This window comes from Sphingomonas sp. PSPC2-2 (assembly GCF_049897725.1).
GTDB lineage: Bacteria > Pseudomonadota > Alphaproteobacteria > Sphingomonadales > Sphingomonadaceae > Sphingomonas.
This window is the reverse complement of sequence record NZ_JAFCWU010000010.1, coordinates 162,314-182,732: the sequence shown is the minus strand read 5'-3', so window position 1 is coordinate 182,732 and position 20,419 is coordinate 162,314. Positions and strand designations below refer to the sequence as shown.

The following is a 20,419-nucleotide window of genomic DNA, read 5'->3' as shown; positions in this document are numbered from 1 at the left end:
TCGAACGCTTCTACAATCCCACGCGCAGGCACTCGACCTTGGGCTATCTCAGCCCCATGGACTTCGAGAAGCAGGCTCATGTAGCCTAACTTGGTGTCCATGGGACCGGCAGCAGCTCAACAGCGTCGGATCCCCTGAAAATAAAATCGCGTTCATTGCATCTGAGCCCGGTGCAGGTGGCACGACGCTTGCTCGGGCTATCGCACTCGAGGCAGCACGGGCAGGCTATCCAACACTTGTAGCGAAGTCGATCCCGTTCACTCCCGAAGCGCTGCCCCTCGTCGGCTTTCTGACGCGGGCACACCATGTCGCACTCGAACAAGCTGGAAGCGAGGCAAACTCGGAAGCGCGCACGTTATATGAAACGCCGTGGGTGATTGTTTTCGATCGCGCCCATTTTGATCGGCGGGAAGGTGAGCTTCGCCACTTTTTGAATGAACTTACGCGCTCAGGTCGCCCTGCGATCCTGTTGGCGGTAACAGGTCCAACCAAACCGCTAGAGTTTTATGACTCCGTGGCAAAGGAGGTCGCGACGCCGACCCACTTTCTGGATAGCAAAGACGCCGAGGCGCTCGGTCGACATCTGAATATCTTTCTCAAAAACTACGATAAGGCGCGGGCACCGGAAGCGTGGTCTCAATTCTACAACGATCACGGCGTTGATCATATGCACGGTGTCGCTGCATTCTGGGTTACGCTTTCGTTCTGGTTGAGGATGAGTCGGGACATATCTGGCTCGGTGCAAGACTGGGTGTACGCGGCATTCAAAGAACAGACAGACTCCGAGGCTGTCAGACTAGCCTTGATCGAGATCGCCGCTCTTAGCTCGGAGAGGCTGCCCCTTAACGAAGCGCTATTGCCAGCGTCCGACAACCAGTGGCCGTTAGCGCTCCGATTGGAGGACCAGCGGAGGAGCCTTGCGGCGCTGGGGTTAATGACTGTCAAGGCAGATGGGGAGCGGTACTGGGGATTGGCCCATGATATCCTTGGGCGCCTTTTGCTGAACGCGCTTTTTTACGACTTTGAGACCCGCAGTGAACTAGGCTTCGGAAGTGCGCGCGACCCCGAGCATCTGCGATTTCTTGCTCTCAAGCGAGTAGCAGTAAAGCCCGCGATGGCTGAGATTCGCCATCGAGCTTTGGCCGAGCAGTTTTTGACCACGATCTTCAAAATCGATCCGGACCACGGCGCTCGAGCGTTCGCTGGAATGTGGCGGGAAGTTCTCGACGCTTTCGATGAGATGCCGAAGCTTTTCCGAGACTCGAGTCGCGTGTTTCGTCATCACTCTGCGATCTCCCGCCGACGCATTTCTGCGCTCGATCCGCGCATTTTTGGAGTGTCCTTGGAGGATAGAGAGTCCCTCCTAGAGAGGGCCATTAATGACATTCGGTATGCGCTGTTTTCGATCGACAAGGGGCCTGGCGATGAGCCAGATTTAAACCTCTATAACTCGCTGGCAAATGCGTATCTGAACCTTGCTGATGTGTTGGCGAGCAACCAAGGCAATCGCGAACGCGTAGCCGACCTGCGTGATCTCGCAAGCGATGCAACGCATCGAGCTTATAGCGATAATCCAACGAACCCGTGGGTTGTCGAAACCCATATAAAGAACCTGCTTAGCATAGCCAGGGCGGAACCCGAACGGTCTGTTCAATCCGCGTTGGAGGCGCTGTTAGCGGTGTACGACGCGATCAGGGCGTCAGACGCAAATTTGCGGGGAGCACAGCTGGGTCGCCTTGCAGAGGATGCACTCGCGATACTCTTCTCTAATTCTACTGCGGGAGGGGATGTCACCGATCTTCAAACGCCTGTGGACGTACTCGTCGCCACTTGGCGGGTATTGTCGAGCGCGGGCGTGTCGGCCTTTGACGAAACGCTTTCTCGCTTGCCGCCTGCTGAGGCAGAGCGTGCGCTGCGTGTACTCGCCGATCCTGCGGGGAGCGGTGACATCCAAGTGCTGAAATTGAGATACGGAATCCTCAGTTCTGCTCGTCCATTTGCCTTTGCAGAACGCCTCGGATTGGTTGAAAATCTTGACGCCACGGACGGGCGTTTATCGCCTCAACTACGCCTCGAATATGCTCTGCTGCTTTACCAAGTCGGGCGTGCTCGCGAAGCAGACCGCGCGTTCCGTGATTTGCGGCGGATCTGGCGAGACGGCGAGCATTTTGTGAACATATCCGAGCCGCTGAATTGGTTGCGCGAGGGAGAGGGTGAGAGCCTCAGGACGGTCCAAGCTAGAGTGAGTTCGGATCAGGGCTTCCGACCCCAGGCCCGCGTATCAGACTTCGCGGACGTTTTGGTTCCGTTCCGGCCGGAAGAGTTTGGCGTTCGAAATTTGAGGCCCGGTTCATCTTTCCGCGCCCGCGTCTCATTCGGACATAACGGCCCATTTCTTCGGCCAGCGCTTGCTGGCCCGAAGCGCGGTTGACGGTATGGACATGTTGGCAGCCTATGTGGCCTCCAAACCCTGGGTTCTGCGGCCCAATATCGTCTTGGTCGAGGGCACGACGGATGAGGCCCTTTTTCAACGTGCAGACGAGCTGTCTATTCAGGCAGGCGGGACGCTGCTTGGTAACGAACTAAGTATCGTCGCAGCCGGGCAGCGAGACCGAGGCGGGACGTTCGGGGTGGCACGAGAACTGATCACATTGCGTTCGATGGTCCCCCTCGTCTTGGATCGGCAGGGACGCCCCGCTTATCGCGTGATCGGTTTGGTAGACAACGATCACGCTGGGCGGCAGATCATCAAAGACGTATTGAAGCTAGACCGAGCCGCCGCTGAATTTCGGGACATAGTAGCAATGCGGCCCGTAAGCCTTAACTTTGCTAGCCGCTTCCCGGCAGATCGGAAGCGCGAGTCCGAGCTTGCAAACGGCCCTTACCGCACGCTCGATTGGGAGATCGAGGACGCCGTCTCGGCCCGCGTGATCCGGCTCTTCGAGCAGCGCCATAGCAATCTGAAGCCCCGCAAAGTTCGCGCGGCGGACAAGACGCATCATGAGTTCTCGAAGGACGGCAAAACGGCATTTCATCGCGTGGCGCAGGCTGAAGCAACGCTCGATGACCTGAAGGAAGTGGTTTCGATCGTTGCAATGATCAAGGCGGTTATGGGTTTGCGTTGATCCCCTGAAACCGTGACCGTTGCTGCAATTGGTCATCGAATGTGCTGGCCATTTGCTTCCGGATTTCCGAATCTAGGCTGTCATCTCGCTGTTTTTCAAACGCCGGATCGGCTATGAAATGCCTAGCCGGAGCCCGGATTTCCGGCGTTATCGACAGTCGAACAGCCTCGACGTGACCGTCACAAGAGCAGGAGCATTGCATGCACACCCTACGCACCTGAAGGTGCAAGATTTCCGTTGCTGCGCAACGGTTTAGCGCGGATGGAAAGGCGACTACATTGTAGTACGGTTCTTGCGGCGCGTAAAAGCCACGCAAATCCGCCACTTGGCCGTAGTACGGACGACTACGATGGTTTGGCGCTCGACGATCAACTTGCCGCGTGCCAGCCTCTAGGCTATAAGTCAGGCCTTCTTCAGTCCCCACCAGCCTCCCTGCTAGGAGGTTGGTCTTGGCTACCAGTTACCGGCACTATAATGTGCGGCTCGAGCGGACCCAGTGGGATCGGCTGAGCACCATAGCTGCGGAGCGCAAGCTCAGCGTCGCCGACATCATCCGGTCGGCGCTCGACGTCTTCCTTTCCTCGTCCGATCTGCTGACCGCCAGCCACCGCCGTCTCGCCCGCATCAGCGAGTTCCAGCAGCTCGCCTTGGACATCATCATCCGCGAGCAATATCCCGAGCTTCGCGAACGGCTCGTCGCCGAAACCGACAAGCGCCTGGTTCAATATCATGGCGCGTGAGGACATCCGCTCGAACGGGAAGAACATCCCGCTGACCCATCATTCCGCGCGGGGCCGGGTTCAGCGCAACTCAGGCAATTTCACACGCGGCAGCCAGCTCCTCACCCATGAGATGCTGATGTGGTTTTCGGGCGCGAAGCTGCCCATCATCGCCTGGTTCTTCGCCTTCCTCGCCGCTTGGTTCATCATCCTTTCGCTGCGCCTCGACGAGCATGGATTCCAGCTCGTCTGCATGAAGCTCTATTCGGCGCTTTGGAACTGGGTCGATCTCAATCCCAACAAGCGCGTCAACGTCACGCTGCCGAACGGCGAGATCTACAAAACGATCATGCCGGCCGTGCCCTATATCCCCGCCGTCCAGAAGGCGTGGGCAACCACGGTCCACGCGTTTATCGGCTCGATCCTCGTCTCGGTTTTCGTCATCGCGCCGATCACGATCTGGTTCGTCGATATCTCCCGGCGGCGCGGCAAGACCATCCTCCAGGAACGCCACGAACGCGGCGCGATGCTGGTCGAGCGCGATGTCCTCTTCGCCGAAATCGCCCAGCATAACGCCGCCAAATTCGAGGAAGATGCGCGTCAATTCTTCCCGCGGCTAAGCCCTTCGGCCGTGCTTCGGCTGCCCTTCGCCGAGCGAAAAGCCGGCGGCATCCATCACCCTTATTCGCTCGCCGGCGTCCCCTATCCGCACCGCATGGAGCAGTCGCATACGATGCTCATCGGCACGACCGGATCGGGCAAGACTACCGAGCTTCGCAGCCTCGTGGCGCAGATGCGCGAGCGTCAGGACAACGCCGTCATCTTCGACCTGACCGGCGCCTATGTCGAAGCCTTCTACGATCCGGAGCGCGATACGATCCTCAATCCGATGGACCAACGCTGCCCGGCCTGGTCAATCTTCAACGATTGCCGCACGCACAGCGAATTCACAGCCGCCGCCGCAGCCCTGATCCCGTCGGACGGTGGATCCTCGGAGCCCTTCTGGGCGCTGGCGGCGCGCACGCTGTTCATCGAAATGTGCGTCCGCCTCCAGGAGCGCGGCCAGACCACCAATCTGGCGCTCAGCGAAAACCTGATGACGGCCGATCTGAAGCGCGTTCACCGTTTCCTCGCTAACACCATCGCCGACCCGCTGACCGCCCCGGAAGCCGCCCGCATGGCGGAATCGATCCGTGCCGTCTTCAACACAAATGCGCAGGTACTGCGCTTCCTGCCCGACGAAGGGGAACAGTTCTCGATCCGCGACTGGATCACCGGCGACAAGCAGCCCGGCGCGATTCTCTTCATCACCTCAAACTATGTCGATCTGGCGATGAACCGGGCGCTCCTGACGCTCTGGATGGACCTGTGCATCAACCGGCTCATGACCATGCCGCGCACCCGCTCCTTGCGCATGTGGTTCATGTTCGACGAGCTCGGCGCGCTCCACAAATTGCCCGCGATCGAGAATGGCCTCCAGACCGCGCGCGCGTTCGGCGGCGCCATGATCCTGGGCATCCACAGCTTCGAAAAACTGGTCGAGGTTTATGGCGAACAGGGCGCTCGCAACCTTGCCTCGCTCGCCCGCTCAAAGCTCATCCTGGCTACCGCCGATCTCGACACGGCCGAGCAGTGCGCGCGCTACATCGGCAACCGCGAGGTGCGCCAGATGGATGAGGCCTACAGCTATGGTTATAACAACAATCGCGACGCCTCGACCCTGACCCCGCGCAAGCAGGTCGAACCGCTCGTCATCGCCGACGACATCACCAACCTGCCCTCGATGCATGGCTTCGTGAAGTTCCCCGACGGCTTTCCGGCGGCCCGCATTCTGCTCGAATGGCAAGACTATCCCCAGGTCGCCCAGGGCTTCATCGCGCGGCCCACCATGAGCCCGGTGCGGTCGAGGCGCGGAGAGGAAGTGTTCGCCGAAGAGGACGGCGCGGGAGGCGAGGCGGGCGGGCGTGATGGCGCCGTCCAGATCGTCGAGGAGGTCGTCGAGGCGACCAATCTCGCAAAGGAGATGGCAGCGCGGATCCTCAGCACCCCGACCGAGGAGGAGAATGCCGAAACGATGCGCGCGGCGCAGCGCAGCGACGATCGGAACGAGCAGACGGCGCCTGCAATCCATGCGGCCGACAAGGCGCAGGCGGCGCGCGACAAGCCCGAGGACCAGACCGCCGGCACCCGCACCAGCGAGGAGCGCCGCGACGGTCGCGACGCGCAACCGCGCGGGACGCAGGTCGAGGATCAAACCCTGGTCGAGCTGAGGGAAGGCTTTGCCAGCGGACGGGATTCCGATGGCATGGACATGGGGATCTAGGGCGTGCTCTCGGTCGCCTCGGTCCGCTCCGCCTCGGGTGCGGCGAACTATTTCGCGAAGGACGACTTCAAGGACAATTACTACACCGCCGACGGCTCGGCCGAGCAGAGCGCTTGGGGCGGGGAAGGGGCCGGGGCTCTCGGCCTCGAAGGCGAGGTTTCGAAACAGGCCTTCGAGGAAATCCTGGGCGGGACGCTGCCGTCAGGCGAGGGCGTCGCCCAAGTGGAAAACCGCCGCAACGGCGTCGATCTCACCTTCTCGGCGCCTAAGTCGGTGTCACTCATGGCCTATGTCGCCGGCGACAAACGCGTGCTCTCGGCCAACATGGCTGCCGTTCAGAAGACCATGGCCTGGGTCGAGAAGAATCTCGCTGAAGGTCGCAAGGATGTGGAGGGCCGCAAGGTCCCGGTCCAGACCGGCAATCTGGTCTATGCGCTGTTCCAGCACGACACGAGCCGCGCGCTCGACCCGCAGGCCCATGTCCATGCCGTCGTCGCCAATCTGACGCAGATGCCAGACGGCAAATGGCAGGCGCTCCACGCCGACAAGATCTGGAGCAGCAACACGACGATCGGCGCCGTCTACCACGCCTATCTGAGGGCCGGCCTCGAGAAGCTTGGCTACAGCGTAGAGCTCAAGGGTAAGCACGGCACGTTCGAGATAGCGGGCGTGCCCAAGGCGGTGATCGACGCCTTCAGCCAGCGCCGCGAGGCGATCCTGGAAAAGGCGGCGGAACTCGGCATCGTCTCGGCCAAGGGCCGTGACGGGATCACCACCAACACCCGTGATCCCAAGCTCAATGTCGATGACCGCGACGGCCTGCTGAAAGGCTGGATCGACAAGGCTGCGGCGCTCGGCTTCGACGGCAGGGGCCTGCTCGCGTCGGCCGAGGCACGCTCAGGTCTGAGCGCCGTCGACAGCCGGCTCGATCGCGGGTTCCGCGCGGTCGGCGAGGCAATAGCCGGCGCGCGCGACCTGGTCGGTGGTTTCCTTCGCCCGCACGATCCGCTGGTTGATTCAGGCCTTGCACGCGTCACCCAATCCCCCGCGACCGCCCGCTCGCAGCTCGCCGTCGCCTCCGCCGTCCGGATCCTTTCCGAACGCGAGGCGGCGTTCAACGTCCACCTCCTGGCGAAGACCGCGCTCGATCTCGGATTGAAGGGCGTGACGATCGACACGGTCGAACAGCGCATCGGCCAGTTGGTCGAGAACCGACAGCTTATCCCCGGCGTCGCCCGTGCCGGCGACAAAGGCGTGAGCATGGTCACCACCCAGGAAGCGCTACGCACTGAAGAGAGCATCCTGAAGGCAGTCGAAGTAGGGGCAGGAAGGGCCGCACCGATCGTACCGGCCGCCGATGCGCCCACACGGCTACAGGCGGCCGCTGACCGCCCGCTCAATGCAGGCCAACTGGCGGCAGCCACGCTGATCCTGTCGTCAGACGATCGCACGGTCACCGTCCAGGGCGTCGCCGGCGCGGGCAAGTCTACCATGTTGCAGGCCGTCGCGCGCGTCGCGGCAAGCGAAGGGGGACAAATCCTCGGCCTCGCATTCCAGAACAAGATGGTGGCCGACCTTTCGGAAGGCGCCGGCATCAAGAGCCAGACGATCGCTTCCTTCGTGCTCGCCAACGAGCGGTTCGTGACCGAGCGCGACACGCCGAGGTTCGAGGCTGCGCAGGCGAAGTTCGCAGGGGCCATGCTTGTGGTCGATGAAACGTCGATGGTCTCGAGCGACGATATGCTCAAGCTGCACCGGATTACCGAGGCGCTCGGCGTCGATAAACTCGTGCTGGTCGGCGATCGCCAGCAGCTCTCCTCGATCGACGCCGGCAAATCCTTTGCGATGATCCAAGCGGCCGGCGGGACCATGGCGCGGATGGACGAGAATATCCGCCAGCGTACCGATATGCTGCGGACCGTCGCGGCTCTCGCCAATGTCGGCAAGGCAGGCGAGGCGATGAAAGTGCTGGGCGACAACGTCCATGAGAGTGCCAGCGCGCCAGAAACAGCCGCCGATATGTGGCTCGCTTTGCCGGGAGGTGACCGCGAGGCGACTGCGGTCTTCGCGTCCGGCCGGGAATCTCGCGCGATCATCAATCAACGCATCCAGGACGGCTTGGCGGCAGAGGGGACTGTGCGAGGGGAGGGGATCCACCTCACCGTCTATGAGCGCGTCAATCTGACTCGCGAGGAGCTGCGCTACGCGTCGACTTACCAGCCCGGCCAGACGCTCGATGTCGGCCGCGGCGGCGCGCAGGACATCGGCCTCGAGAAGGGGCGGTACGACGTCACGCGCGTAATGCCGAACGGCAAAGTCGAGCTCAGCGACGGCCGCCGGAAGATCCGCTTCGATCCGCAGAAGCTATCGCCCACCGAAAAACGCGACAGACTCGAGCTCACCCATAAGAAAGACCTCCATGTCCGGGAGGGCGACCGCGTCCGCTGGACCGCCAACGACAAGCCCCGCGACCTCCACAACGCCGCCTTGGCGCGCGTGCTGACGGTCGATGCCAATGGCGTGACCGTCGAGACCGCCGGGCAGCAGCGGCTGACCCTGGATCTGGGCGATCCGATGCTGTCGCGTCTCGACCTTGCCTACGCGCTCAACATGCACATGGCGCAGGGCATCACGACCGACAAAGCCATCACGGTCATGGACAGTCATGAGCGCAATCTGTCCAACCAGCGCCTGTTCAATGTCGGCGTGACCCGCGTCCGCGACGAGCTGACGATGGTGGTGGACAACCGGGAAAAGCTGGAGCGCCAGCTCGATCTGAACCCCGGCAACAAGACCTCAGCCCTCGAGACGGTCGGCCGCCTCGACATTGACGGCAAAAAGGGATCGCCGCCGCCGGTGAAGTTCGATCCAGGTCCGATCGACGGCATCAACTTTGCCGATCACCCCGATATGCTCGCTGACCTGCCACCGGTTCCGGACGGACCGATCGCGCCGGCGGCCGCAGCGACCAAGGCGAGTGACCTCAAGGCGCCGCCCGAGCTCAAACCCGACAAGGGCGACCTTCTTCCACCGCTGCCCGAACGCAGCCTGGGCCTCGATTTGTGAGAGTGAACCGCCGGCGCGGTGCCGGTCCAACCAAGGAGACGAAACATGGCATGGGATTTTGACGAGGGCGGCAAGTTCGGCAGCGAAAAAGCGGCCGAGGATTATGCACGGCGCAACGGCCTCAACGACGCCGATTTCCGCACCCGTCGCAAGGGCGACCAGGTTGAGCTCGAGATTCGCCGCTCAGCGATCGACGGCCGTAGCCTCAAAGACAGCAACGAGGGCCGTCGCGACGGCTGGAATTGAAAGGCGCTCCGGCATGGGGCGCGAGCCTCGTGCCCTAACCGGGAGAGGTTCAATGTCAGAGTATTTCGGCCGGCTCGGCCAACAACCGATCGGCAACCTATTGCTCGCCATGGGCGCGCTGATCGTGCTCTGTTTGGCGATATGGATCGCGCCACGCATCCGCCAAGGCATGAGGGATAGGCCTTTACCGGTGCCGGTGCCGGCGCCGGTAGCGAAGCCCTTTCTGACAAACCGGAAGCACGCGATGCTCTCCGCTCTCGAGCGGGTCCTGCCGATGTATCGGATCCATGCCCAAGTCTCGATGGGTGCGCTTCTCGCGCCGGGTGGTCGCCTGGGCCCGTGGCAGCGCGGGACGGATGGCGGCGCATTCCTTTGGAGGATTGTCGACTTCGTCGTTGTCGATCCCACCTCGAGTTCGATCGTCGCTTTGATAGAGATGGACGAGCGCTTCGCCGAACCTGACGAAAATCGGCAGCGTGAGGCGCTGACGACCCAGGCGGGGTATCAGACGATCCGCATTCCTGCGTCAGACCGCGCGACGATGGCTACCGCGCAGGCCGCGGTAGGGCATTTGCGGGACGCCGCGCTGAAGGCAGCGCCCGCTGTGACGCGCTTGCCAATGCCTGTGCGCACATGGCCACTCGAGGGGCGCTTCAATGGGACTCGATGATCGGGACTATATGCGCGATCGTCGGCGCGCTGAGCGCGAGGCAGCGCGGCTGGGCAGTGCGTCCTGGATCGACAGGAACGGGCGGGTGGAGCACCACGGACTCTGGTTCGACGGTCGGTATCGCTCCGGTCCGCGCGTCGTGCCGCACCCATGGCAGAAGTGGCTCTTCCTGCTCATGGCCCTGTCGATCCTGATCCCAATGTACGGTGAAATAAAGCGCGAAGGATGGCTGCCCGACTTCGACACGGCGGTGAGGTTTCCCGAAACGGGGTCGGTGACGGTGGCGAGAACCATCCGACGCGCCGATATTGAAAGCAGGCTGACGGTAGAGGCCAGCGAAGCAAACGCTGTCGTGCAGCTATTCGACCCAGCGACCAACCGGCATATCTTCTCACTCTATGTGGCGCGCAATGATCGCATCACCGTCCCCGCTCCGACCGGCACTTTCCTGATGCGGCTGATCGAGGGGCAGAAGTGGCATGGAACCACGCGATATTTCGGGCCGAACACATCTTACGAGACGGTTGCCGAACTGATGACATTCGAGCCGCGCAGTGGCCACATTATCGATCTGCATCGAAGGCCCGGCGGCAACCTCAAGACGCAGCTAATGCTATCGCGACCATTGAGCCTGTGATCCCCAGTGCCATCCGTGACACTTTACCCGAAAACGCTGGGTAAAGTGTCATTGCTGACAATTACTTGGCTGAAGGAGGGGCCTGTCCCGTAACTGCTGCCCGAACGATGAAGGCGTGTTAGCTAGGGTTCCCTGAGCAAATAGCGAGAATCGCCACCTGAATGCCGCACCATATCTTCTACTCCTGGCAGAGCGACACCGATAATCGAATTGGCCGCGGCTTCATCCAGCATGCATTGGATCGCGCCATCCGCGCAGTGAATGCGGACGCGGACGTCGATCCTGCCGATCGCAACGTGCAAGCCGACCGTGACACGGTCGGGATATCAGGTATGCCGCCGCTCGCCGATACTATCTTCGGCAAGATCGACCGTGCTGTCGCCTTCCTCTCCGACCTCACCCATGTCGCCAAACGGGCCAAGGGGCAGCTTTCGCCCAATCCCAATGTCCTGCTCGAGCACGGCTGGGCGTTGAAGTCTCGCGGCTGGGCCAGGATGATCGGCGTGATGAACACGGCCATGGGTCACCCGGATGAGCATCCTCTCCCGTTCGACCTTACCCATTTCAAGCGGCCGATCCTCTTTCACTGCCCGCCAGATTCGACCGACGAGGATCGTCAGGCGGCCCGGCTCGGACTGCAGAAGGATCTGGAGAGCGCGCTTCGCCTGATCCTTGATGACGAGGTTCTTCGCGCGGCTCAGCCGCCGGAGCAGCCACATCCTCACGATATCGCATTGCTCCAGCGGTTCCGGACCCAGATCCCGGAGCGGCTGCGCCAGTTCCTGCGCGAGCATAACTTCGGTGAGCCCTATCCGCGAAAGGCGCTCGATCCGCTCGATGATATCGCTTCCACCTGGGCAGGAGCTGAGTTCGATTTCGAGGATAAGGCGCTGCAGGAAGCGTCTACGGCGCTGCGCGCAGCCAATAGCTCGCTGATGGAGCTGGTCTACGAACGCACCCATGTCATGGATCGCAATCCCAACATGGCGTGGGCGAAGACGGGCTATGATGTCAGTCATGGCCTTCAGCAGGGAACCCTGGACGCAATCCGGGATCTCAATGCGCGGTCGACGACTCTGATCGACTCGATCGACGCCTTCGAGAAGGTTGGCCGGTCACGGATCCGTGTCGCGGCACCGGCACCTACCGCGCCGCAGGTCGATCCCAGGTGGGAAGCCGCGAGGCAGGCGGTAGGCGAGCTTGCCGCCGATCGCATGCGGGGCGGGCTCCCAGAGATCGTCGCCGTGCCGAGCATGACCCTTCGCCTCGTTCCTCTTGTTGCGATGGATCGGCCATCCCTCGACCCGAAGGTCGTGCTGGCCGCCGCATTGCGTTTTCCACCGGACATGCAGGTCAGGGTCCAGTCGGATTCCGATGAGCGCCAGTGGTGGAGTTTCGGGCTGCCGCTGATCCGCACAGAGAACAATCCCGAAACCAGATGGCGGACCCGTTTCGTCCGTCCAGGTGTCATCGAATATGAAGCAACCATTGGTGGCCGCGTTGATGATGGGGACGAGCAAATCCTCGTTGATGGCCGCGCGCTTGAGGGATCGATCGTGGCGCATGTTGAACGGCTAGCCGGCGTCCTCGCGGCGATCGGGCTAACCGGACCAGGTCTCGTTTCCATCGCCTTTCGTGGCGTTGAGGATGTTGAGCTCACGCGGTCCCGCGGGGGCGGCAGGACGATACGAAAGCCGGAGCTGTTCCTGCCCGAGTTGCGGGCAGACGATCTTTCCGCCGCCATGCAGCCTCAGCTGCGCGACCAGCTCAATATCCTGTGGCAGGCGTCCGGCTGGGCGGATGGCTCGCCGTCGTTCGGCTGACGAGTGACACCATGATCCTCAAGCCTCCTCCGCCTGAAACGGGAGACGTCGGACTCGCGGAGTTTCGTGCGGCGGCCAAGCTGTATGAGGACACGTTGCGCAATCGGACCTTTCGCGAGCTCTACCGAAAGGATCTCGCCAAGTGGCGGAAACTCTATGGGACGCTTGCCGGGAAGCGCGAGCCGGGTTCGGCCGCAGCGACGCATTTTACAAGGCTATCGGCGCTCTGCGGTGAGTTGCTCGCGGAATATGGCCCGGAAGCCCCGCCGAAGAAGCGACCTTCCAAGGCTGTCGCGCCTGTTCCGTTGACCTATCCCGATTTCCCCGAGGAGCTCACGCACCGGATCCACTTCCTGGAGGGACCGGGTATCCGCCGGCAGCGCGCCGTCGAGCTGGCCACCTATGCGCCGGCCGTGTCGCGCCAAACCTCGACGCGTGGGCGCGTGCTCGTCTCGATCGGAGTGCGCATGGATCAGGTCCGGTTGTTCGAGCGCATTGTGGAATCGATAGGTGACCTCGCCATGGGTGACTATCCCGCCGCCGGCTTCGATATCGGCTATGTCATGCGGCCCGACGGAATCCCGCAGGGTCAATCTTGGACGTCCAATCCGCTCGACCCGATGTTGCCGATCGCGCGCATCTGGAACGACAATGAAAGGGCAAGGGGTTACGGCTTTCAGGCCCGCCTGCTTGGCGACCAATGGCGGGGCGTCGACGGCGAGGGCCTTCCCGAAGACCTGCCCGACCTGACCGGCGGACCATGGGACCCAGATCCCCACTGGCAGCGTGTGCTCGAGCTTACTGAGGCTGATTGCCTCGACGAAGCCCTCGTCTTGGTGGAGGCTATTCCCGGCCGCGACCGCGAGCCGATGTTCGACGAGGTCATCTACCTTCGGTTTCTTACGAAGACGCCGCTGCAGGCTCAGGATATCCGCGTTCTTGCCCGCAAGCACGTAGTGAACTCGCTGATCGCTGGGCGATTGCTCGAGGAATTCGATGCTTTCCTCGACCATCTCGACGCTCAGTTCGCCCTAGAGCCGCCGGTCCTTGAGGAGATGACCCGGTTGCGGCCGGATTTTGGATCGTCGATGATCCCGCCGCTCCCATCCGCTGCCGATTGGGCGACATACCGGCGCCACATGGGTCAGTTCTCAAACCCGAGCGGGCGGCGCGGCCGGATCTTTTCGAGGAATATTGGCGTCGCCGATACTGGCGCGTCGGAGTTTTTTGCGAGCGCCTTTGTGGCGGCCGAGGAAGCGTTCCGCCGGGAGCGTTCCATCCCTGAGATTGGGCGTGGCTGGGTTTCAGAGGTTACGCTTTTTGACCTGGTCCGCTCGATTTGGCCCTCAGCGGTCCACCAATGGCGGCCGGCGTTCCTCGGCATGCAGTCCATCGACATCCATGTACCGGAGCTGCGGCTCGCGATCGAGTATCAGGGGCAGCAGCACTACGAGCCGATCGCGCTCTTTGGCGGACAGGAAGGCTTCGAGCTTACCTGCGCGCGGGACGCGAAGAAGCGGATGTTGCTCGCGCGTCACGGCACGCGTTTGCTCGAATGGCGCTTCGACGTCCCTATAACCAGGGCGGCCTTGGTTAGTCAGCTCTCCGCGATGGCGATCGTCGTTCCCAACTAGAGCGCGAGTGCCTTTTGCCGCGGGCCGCTGGTGATCTCTTCGACGACGAAGGTCCGCGCCGGCGGCGTTTCCAGTAGCTCGATTTCCGGGATCGTGTGATCGAGCCACTGCATCCGCTGTCGGCGCAGGATGATCGCGCCATGGCGATCCTGATACCGGCTGATCTCTGGATTGGCGGCGACCGTGATGACCCGGAACGACAACGGCCACTCGGCCATCGCCGGCTCCAAGACCGCCGCCAGGTAGAAGAAGTTGCCGTCGTCGAGCTTCACTCGATATTGCTTGTCGCCCACGGTCATGTGAAATTCGGACGCCGGCACGAGGCAACGGTGGTTGGGAAAGGTCTTCCCCTCCGATCGCACGAACCGATACGAGGTGCCGTCGCTAAAGCGGGGATTGGAGCCCCACCTCGCTTCGACCATTTCCACTTCTTGCATATCGTCCGGATTTCGCCGGATGATGGGCAAGAGCTTCTCGAGTGGAGCCTCGGAGTCGAAGGCTGTTGGCGTAGCCATGAATAGAACATATATGGAACGAACTTGAGTCGCAAGGGCGAGCCGAACGGATGACCGATGTGCAATGACTATCGCCTCGAGGTCGACATAGCCTCGATTGTCGAGGACTTCGAGGACCTCAAGATCAGGATCAAAATGCCCGAAGGCACGCCCAACGTGGCTGCCCGCGCGGACATCAACATCAGCGATGTCGCGCCCATCGTGCGCAGCGGCGAGGGCAGAGGATCGGGCGAGGTGATCAATCGGCGATGGAGCTGGCCGGGCCAGAACGGGCGACCGGTATATAATTTCCGTTCGGAAGGCCGCACATTCACCTCGCATCGCTGCCTCATCCTGGCCGATGGCTTCTACGAATTTACGGCGCCGACCGATCCCGGTCAGAAGCGCAAGACTAAATGGCTGTTCACATTGAAAGATCATGCGTGGTTCTGCATCGCCGGCATCTGGCGGTCGCACCCAGAAATCGGGGAAGCATTCACGATGCTGACGATGGATCCTGGCGACGACATCGCTCCCTACCATTCCCGGCAGATCGTCCCGCTTCCGCGTGATCGCTGGGCCGACTGGCTGGATCCCTCAGTGCCTGCCGAGAACGTGCTTGGTTTATTGCCGAAGGGCAGCCTGATACCACAGCAAGTCTATCCGCCGATCGCCGCGCAGGCATCGCTGCTTTGAGGCCGCAAAGACGACGCTCTCGATCTCATTCACCCGGCGGCTCGACGTCTGGCGGGTTCATATATGCCCTGAACCCTGCGAGATCCTCATCACTTGGGTTCTCCAGCTCGGGAATGTAGCGGATGGTCTCAGCCACATCCCGGCGCGAAATATAGCCAATGATGGAGCCGCCGTTGCTCAGCTCATATTGCATCGCGCCGCAATGCCGGTCGACGGTCGCCAGCCCGGGCGCGAACGCGATCGGCTTTTTGCTCCCCTTCTTGCTCACCTCATGTTTGGCCAGCGCGACGCGCAGAAATTCCAGCCTGGTGAACCCCATTTCCGTCCGCCGCAGATCGACCCGCATCTGATCGACAAGTTCGGGTCGCTCCAGCGCGTCGCGGAGCTGCTGGGCGCGCAGCTCCCGGTCGTAGTGCCGGTAGCCCAATTCCCGTTCGAGGTTCGTGGCCTTCAGGTTGATCCCGCCATTCTCAGCGAGCTTGATGACCTCCTCGCATCGCTGACGCCAAGTGCGCAGCAGTTCATAGGCGGCATAGATCCACATAGGCGTTAGGGCGGAGAGCTGCGCGATCCGGCCGCGTGGTGGCTCATCATCGAGCTGGCGTTCCAAGATCTCCTGCTCGATCCGGTTGAGCATATTATCGACCAGGCAAAGCTGGCTTGCCTGCATGGCCAGAAACGGGTTCTCGCCAAACCCCGCGAGGGTCATCAGGGCTTCATGGAGCTCGGCGTGACCGATATCCGCCAGTGGGCGGTATCTGGGCTCGTCATCCAACTCCTCGGGATGAGGCTCGCCGTCCACGTTCAACCCCTCCGGGCCGCCCGAGGCAGTTGCTGCGCCCAGATGCGGGGCCTCATCATGAAACCTTCTCCCTCAGCCATGACGACAATCCAGCGTCTAGGACCATCCGCGCGAGCCGCTGTGGTCCGAGCAGAATCACGCCTTCCGGCCCTTCATTTTCCGGAATGTTGCCGGTGTGCCAGACGAAGAACATGCGGTCATAGGCTTCTGCCTCGGCAAGCCGGCCGGCATAATCGTCGAGCGACGCGCGCGTGGCTTGCGATTTCACCTGCACGAAGGCCCGTTCGGCGGTGCTCGGAAGCAGCAGTTCGAGATCTATCGTCTTCTGGGTTCGGCCGACCTGGCTGAGCCGGCGCCACCCGCTGCTCGAGAAGACGAGATCGACCAGCAATTCAAAATCTTGCCACGTCAGTAGGCGCATCAGCGGTATGATAGCGGTGGTGAGGGCGCGTTCGGCCTCTTCGGCAGCCGCGACTTCCGGCGACAACTCGTCGCTCAGCCTGCGCAGTAGATAGTCGGCCGCACCGACGTCGCAAATCGTCCCGCGAAACATCTGCACCTTGAGCAGTCGCCCCGACAGTCTATCGGCGGTCAACAAGCTCCCGCCAATCGACGCGTTGTGCCACCCGTGGAGGGTTGAGCGGCGGTGGCTGCTGTCCGCCAGGATCTCGATCTTGCCCGTCGGTCGGCACCAATAGAGCATGCCGCCGACAAAGGTGATGAAGATGGTGTCTTCGCCGCTCTCATAGAACGCCCGGATCTGCTTCACGTCGCGGGTCGCGGCACCGGCGTCCCCTCGGCGCGTCTTCATGGCGTCCCACACACCCGCCCAGTCGCCCGCGACGCACAGGTCGTGCGGCGCCTCGCGGTAGCCGAAGCGAAGCACGCCGTCGCGAATGCTCTCAGCTTCCCAATCGCCGCCCCGACCCAGCTTGATGTAATAGACCTTGGCAGCCGTGACTGCGGTCATTGGTTTCCCCCGTTTGGGCGAGCGCACCCCGGATCTTCACGCCGGCCCATCGCACGCTATACGTTAGACAAAGAAAAGATAATGAAGACGTTGCCCTTATCAGACTGAGGGCGAGATCGAGGGGGCAATGGGAAAGTCGAACGGCAACGCGCAGCGCAAGAAATCATCGAAACCCTACAATGAGCGCACCGACCTCGAGAAATTGCAGTCACAATGGACCAAACTGTCCGGCTTGCACCTTCGCGAGGAGCCATCCGCAGCGATAGTCCGATGCGCGACCGCGGCAGAGATCGCGGCGAACTATGCGATTCGGGCTGAATGGGCTCGCAAGACCGAGTTCGACGATACGATCATCGATATGTTTCTGCGCTGGGCGAACGGCCTTCCACTAAAGGTAACCCGATTGTTCGTCCCGATTTATTTTGCGACGCCGGACAAGAGTCCCATCGGGAAAGCGCTCAAGGCGTCGGCCGAGAAGATCAACACGGTCCGCAATGCCGTGGTCCATCAAGGGGCGTTCAGCAATCCCGATGAGGCCGAAGCCGTCATCGCCGAGGCGAAAACTTTCATCAACACGATCGTCGGTTTGTCGATTCCCAACTTCGACATCGAGGTGGCCGCACGCGAGTGGCAGGCCTCCCGTGAGACCGAGGCGGGCGAATGACTTCCACGCTCGGCGGCCTGACGGTGACCCTCGGCAAGAAGCTCACACAGTCTGACGACTACCTGAAGGGGAAGCATAACCTGTTGACCCAGTTTGACAGCATCGACGACTTGGTCACGGATGAGACGAAGCTGACTGCCAAGGATCGTCAGGCAATCGAGCATCATATCCTGCAGCTCCGTGCGGCGATCGCGCGCACCCTCTGGTCGAACGAATTCTATATCGGTCGCTCCCTGCTCGACGACTACATCCTTCACACTACGAAAGATGGTGGCGGGAATGTGCCGGTGCGCGTCATCGCGGCGCTCGCGGCCGCCGGCGCTGACCGCCCCGGTTTCGTCCTCTACCCACTGACCGGGTTCGGCATGGAGATGCCGCGGATTTTCGCGAAAGACAGCAAGCTCCGTTCCGAGGCGATTTTCAGGAAGGCTGGCTTCGCGGTCAGCACCCAAAGCAATTCGTTCGATGCGGCCGTTGCCAGCGTTGAACGGATGGCCCGGGGCCTGGGCGTGAAACAGCGCATCGACAAATCGGATTTTCGCCACTTTGCCTACACGGCGAAATGGTTCGGAAAAAACCCCCTCATGCTGGTCCGGATCACGTCGTTCACCGGCGACATGTACGAGAACCAGTTCGTTTATTCGCTCAAGATCCGGGTGGCGGCGGCGCATCTTCTGATGCTGCATTGTCTGTCGCAGGAAACGGTCGGGCCGCTCGACCGGCATCGCAACTCGTCTTTCGTCAACAATTTCGAAACGCTCGACATTGCCCACTATCTGATTGGCGAAGCGATCCGCGGACGCCCTATGTCGACCCGCCGCGTGCCAATGAACGTCTCGCAGTTGGAATTGGCGAAGCTCTCCGACGTAGCCGCGACGCTTTCCACTAGCGCTCTTGCAACGGCGCGGATGAAGAGGCTTGCACCCAGGGTGACGCAAGCCCTGAACACGGTCGAGCGGGGCTACTTCCGTCACGTCAACCTGGCCACTCGCTCAAAACCTGAGAACCGCCTCTATCGGCGCCTGCTCACCGCCTTGGACTGGTTTCGACAGTCTTTCAGCGCCCGCGCAAATGAGGCCGAGGCCATCGTTGCGCTCGCGGTCGCTTTCGAAACGCTGCTCACGGATCAATATGCCCCCGCAATCGCGGAGCGGCTGCGACGCCGGATCGGTATCTGCATGAAGGGCGTGCCTGGCCTTGCGAGTTATCAGGACAGCGTCGAAGCTATCTACTATGCTCGCAGTTCGATCGTGCACACTGGCGAGCCCGACCATTCGGTCGACATTCATCGAGGCCAGGTCGCTTTCACCCGATGCTTTTGTGCGATCGCCGACCGACTGACGGCCTGGGTGCCGACCGCGAACAACGCTATGGGCGATCTGCTAGGCGACGTCGGTTGAGCCTGTGATCGGTACGCCCCCGCGCTAGATCGCTATCTTGCGATAGCCGTTCCCTTGCACAAAACCCTGCTCGAGGCACCATCTCCTGGTCAGGCCGGCGCCGGTATCATTCGAATAGGCGTGCCCGTTTGCACGAAAGCGAAGGAATGAGGGCCACGCATCCGGAACAGGATGGTTGGTTGTGACATGGACGAGCACTTTCTCGCCGTTCCTGATGTCCGTGGGCTTTCTGACCGCGTAATATTCGCCCCAATCGCTCGTCTTCTCGAGGACCGCCTGCGTTATGGTGTGGCGTGCTTCGGGGCGGCCGGGCTTGGTCGCCGCGGCCTGCGTCGCGACTTGGTCGCGACCATCCCACTCCCGAAAATAAATGTTGGCCCAGCAACCGAGTATCTGGTGCACGTTAAGGGCTTCTATGTCCTGGCGCCGGTCGACTTCGATCCAATGGGCCCGGTGATCGGAGCTATAGACAGCTCCGTCGTACAGGATCGCGCAAAGCGTGGGCGAGAGCGGTAACAGGAAGACTGCTCCTGCCGTGTTCACGCCGAAGCTCGATCCGACTCTGCGCGGGCGTTGAATGTGCAGGCGGTTTGTCAGAATAGCCGGATCGTCGGAGGTGAAGAACGGTAGGCCAGTCCGATTGCGCACGATACACAGCGTCAGGTCATCGACGATCCGCATCGTATCCTTGTAGTGCAGCATCGCCGCCTGGACGGCCTCTTTCGATGCCTCGCGGACCGTCGGGACGGGGAGATCGGAACCGGGAACATCGTGGATGGCGAGTGCCATTTCGCTCGCTTTCCGCGACGCGGCCTCCGTTCGCATATACTGGAGATAGACGAAACGCTTCAGGACGATCTTGACCGCGGAGCCCACGGCGCTGCCCTCGGATAGGTGGCGAACGATCGGCCCATAGGGATCCTCGATGAAGTTGATCGCGTTCTCGAGAAGCCGGTTTTGGCCGTAGAAATAGTCGCCTGAGCACTGGTTCCTCACCGGCGCGTTGGGAATGGCCTTCATGCGATCGAGATTGAACAGGTTGATGGCCAATCCTTCCCCATTGACCGTGAATGGTCGGAGATGAATTCGCGGGACGAAGTGCTGATTCTTGTTTTCGGCCATCTACGAGTCTGTCCGCTAGTTGTTCGAA

The 20,419-nt window shown here is 61.6% G+C and carries 18 protein-coding genes; 14 read left to right on the top strand and 4 right to left on the bottom strand.

The annotated features are described in order from the left end of the window. The 11 genes from ACP7BY_RS17455 to ACP7BY_RS17405 all read left to right on the top strand — a co-directional run. A partial coding sequence (locus tag ACP7BY_RS17455; RefSeq protein ID WP_426288173.1) for an IS3 family transposase occupies window positions 1-89 on the top strand: 89 nt, incomplete at its 5' end. Between the two features lie 56 nt (window positions 90-145). Further along, the gene (locus ACP7BY_RS17450) at window positions 146-2,431 is read left to right on the top strand and encodes a hypothetical protein (protein WP_426288229.1); all 2,286 of its coding nucleotides are present in this window, start codon (window positions 146-148) and stop codon (window positions 2,429-2,431) included. Between the two features lie 10 nt (window positions 2,432-2,441). Beyond that, window positions 2,442-3,125, top strand: a complete 684-nt coding sequence (locus ACP7BY_RS17445; RefSeq protein WP_137902820.1) for a hypothetical protein — start codon at window positions 2,442-2,444, stop codon at window positions 3,123-3,125. A gap of 449 nt (window positions 3,126-3,574) precedes the next feature. Continuing rightward, entirely contained in the window at window positions 3,575-3,865 is a 291-nt protein-coding gene (locus tag ACP7BY_RS17440; protein WP_010405779.1) for a hypothetical protein, read from the top strand. Further along, window positions 3,855-6,167 (top strand): type IV secretion system DNA-binding domain-containing protein, encoded by a 2,313-nt coding sequence (locus tag ACP7BY_RS17435; RefSeq protein ID WP_010405778.1) that lies wholly within the window; start codon window positions 3,855-3,857, stop codon window positions 6,165-6,167. The genes ACP7BY_RS17440 and ACP7BY_RS17435 overlap by 11 nt, the downstream gene beginning before the upstream one ends. Window positions 6,168-6,170: 3 nt before the next feature. Further along, the gene (mobF, locus tag ACP7BY_RS17430; RefSeq protein WP_137902819.1) at window positions 6,171-9,233 is read left to right on the top strand and encodes a MobF family relaxase; all 3,063 of its coding nucleotides are present in this window, start codon (window positions 6,171-6,173) and stop codon (window positions 9,231-9,233) included. A 45-nt stretch (window positions 9,234-9,278) separates the two neighbouring features. Next, on the top strand, window positions 9,279-9,479 hold the full coding sequence (locus ACP7BY_RS17425) for a hypothetical protein (RefSeq protein WP_010405776.1): 201 nt from the start codon (window positions 9,279-9,281) through the stop codon (window positions 9,477-9,479). Window positions 9,480-9,531: 52 nt separating this feature from the next. Further along, window positions 9,532-10,149 (top strand): DUF2726 domain-containing protein, encoded by a 618-nt coding sequence (locus ACP7BY_RS17420; protein ID WP_010405775.1) that lies wholly within the window; start codon window positions 9,532-9,534, stop codon window positions 10,147-10,149. Further along, window positions 10,136-10,786: a hypothetical protein gene (locus tag ACP7BY_RS17415; RefSeq protein WP_010405773.1), complete on the top strand. Its 651-nt coding sequence runs from the start codon at window positions 10,136-10,138 to the stop codon at window positions 10,784-10,786. The genes ACP7BY_RS17420 and ACP7BY_RS17415 overlap by 14 nt, the downstream gene beginning before the upstream one ends. A 161-nt stretch (window positions 10,787-10,947) precedes the next feature. Beyond that, a complete protein-coding gene (locus ACP7BY_RS17410) occupies window positions 10,948-12,609 on the top strand; it encodes a hypothetical protein (RefSeq protein WP_010405772.1) in 1,662 nt (553 codons plus the stop codon). Window positions 12,610-12,620: 11 nt separating this feature from the next. Next, a complete protein-coding gene (locus ACP7BY_RS17405; RefSeq protein WP_040601631.1) occupies window positions 12,621-14,243 on the top strand; it encodes a hypothetical protein in 1,623 nt (540 codons plus the stop codon). Here the strand turns inward: ACP7BY_RS17405 and ACP7BY_RS17400 are convergent. After that, a complete protein-coding gene (locus tag ACP7BY_RS17400) occupies window positions 14,240-14,758 on the bottom strand; it encodes an SOS response-associated peptidase family protein (protein ID WP_029622703.1) in 519 nt (172 codons plus the stop codon). The two genes, ACP7BY_RS17405 and ACP7BY_RS17400, sit on opposite strands and share 4 nt — an antisense overlap. A gap of 57 nt (window positions 14,759-14,815) precedes the next feature. On the opposite strand from ACP7BY_RS17400, the gene ACP7BY_RS17395 reads away from it, so the two are divergent. After that, entirely contained in the window at window positions 14,816-15,433 is a 618-nt protein-coding gene (locus ACP7BY_RS17395) for an SOS response-associated peptidase (RefSeq protein WP_010405769.1), read from the top strand. A 25-nt stretch (window positions 15,434-15,458) separates the two neighbouring features. On the opposite strand, the gene ACP7BY_RS17390 is transcribed toward ACP7BY_RS17395, so the two are convergent. Both ACP7BY_RS17390 and ACP7BY_RS17385 read right to left on the bottom strand, forming a co-directional pair. Beyond that, window positions 15,459-16,235 carry a hypothetical protein gene (locus tag ACP7BY_RS17390; protein ID WP_010405767.1) on the bottom strand — a complete coding sequence of 259 codons (777 nt, stop codon included), beginning with the start codon at window positions 16,233-16,235 and terminating at the stop codon, window positions 15,459-15,461. 55 nt (window positions 16,236-16,290) lie between these two features. Beyond that, the gene (locus tag ACP7BY_RS17385; RefSeq protein WP_010405766.1) at window positions 16,291-17,205 is read right to left on the bottom strand and encodes a hypothetical protein; all 915 of its coding nucleotides are present in this window, start codon (window positions 17,203-17,205) and stop codon (window positions 16,291-16,293) included. A 127-nt stretch (window positions 17,206-17,332) separates the two neighbouring features. Here ACP7BY_RS17385 and ACP7BY_RS17380 point away from each other — a divergent pair, with 127 nt between their 5' ends. After that, window positions 17,333-17,869: a hypothetical protein gene (locus ACP7BY_RS17380; protein ID WP_010405765.1), complete on the top strand. Its 537-nt coding sequence runs from the start codon at window positions 17,333-17,335 to the stop codon at window positions 17,867-17,869. Further along, complete coding sequence (locus ACP7BY_RS17375; RefSeq protein WP_010405763.1) at window positions 17,866-19,269, top strand: HEPN domain-containing protein; 1,404 nt, start codon at window positions 17,866-17,868, stop codon at window positions 19,267-19,269. Before ACP7BY_RS17380 ends, ACP7BY_RS17375 begins: the two co-directional genes overlap by 4 nt. 24 nt (window positions 19,270-19,293) lie before the next feature. On the opposite strand, the gene ACP7BY_RS17370 is transcribed toward ACP7BY_RS17375, so the two are convergent. Beyond that, window positions 19,294-20,391 carry a DUF4238 domain-containing protein gene (locus ACP7BY_RS17370; RefSeq protein ID WP_033964349.1) on the bottom strand — a complete coding sequence of 366 codons (1,098 nt, stop codon included), beginning with the start codon at window positions 20,389-20,391 and terminating at the stop codon, window positions 19,294-19,296. Window positions 20,392-20,419 lie beyond the last annotated feature (28 nt).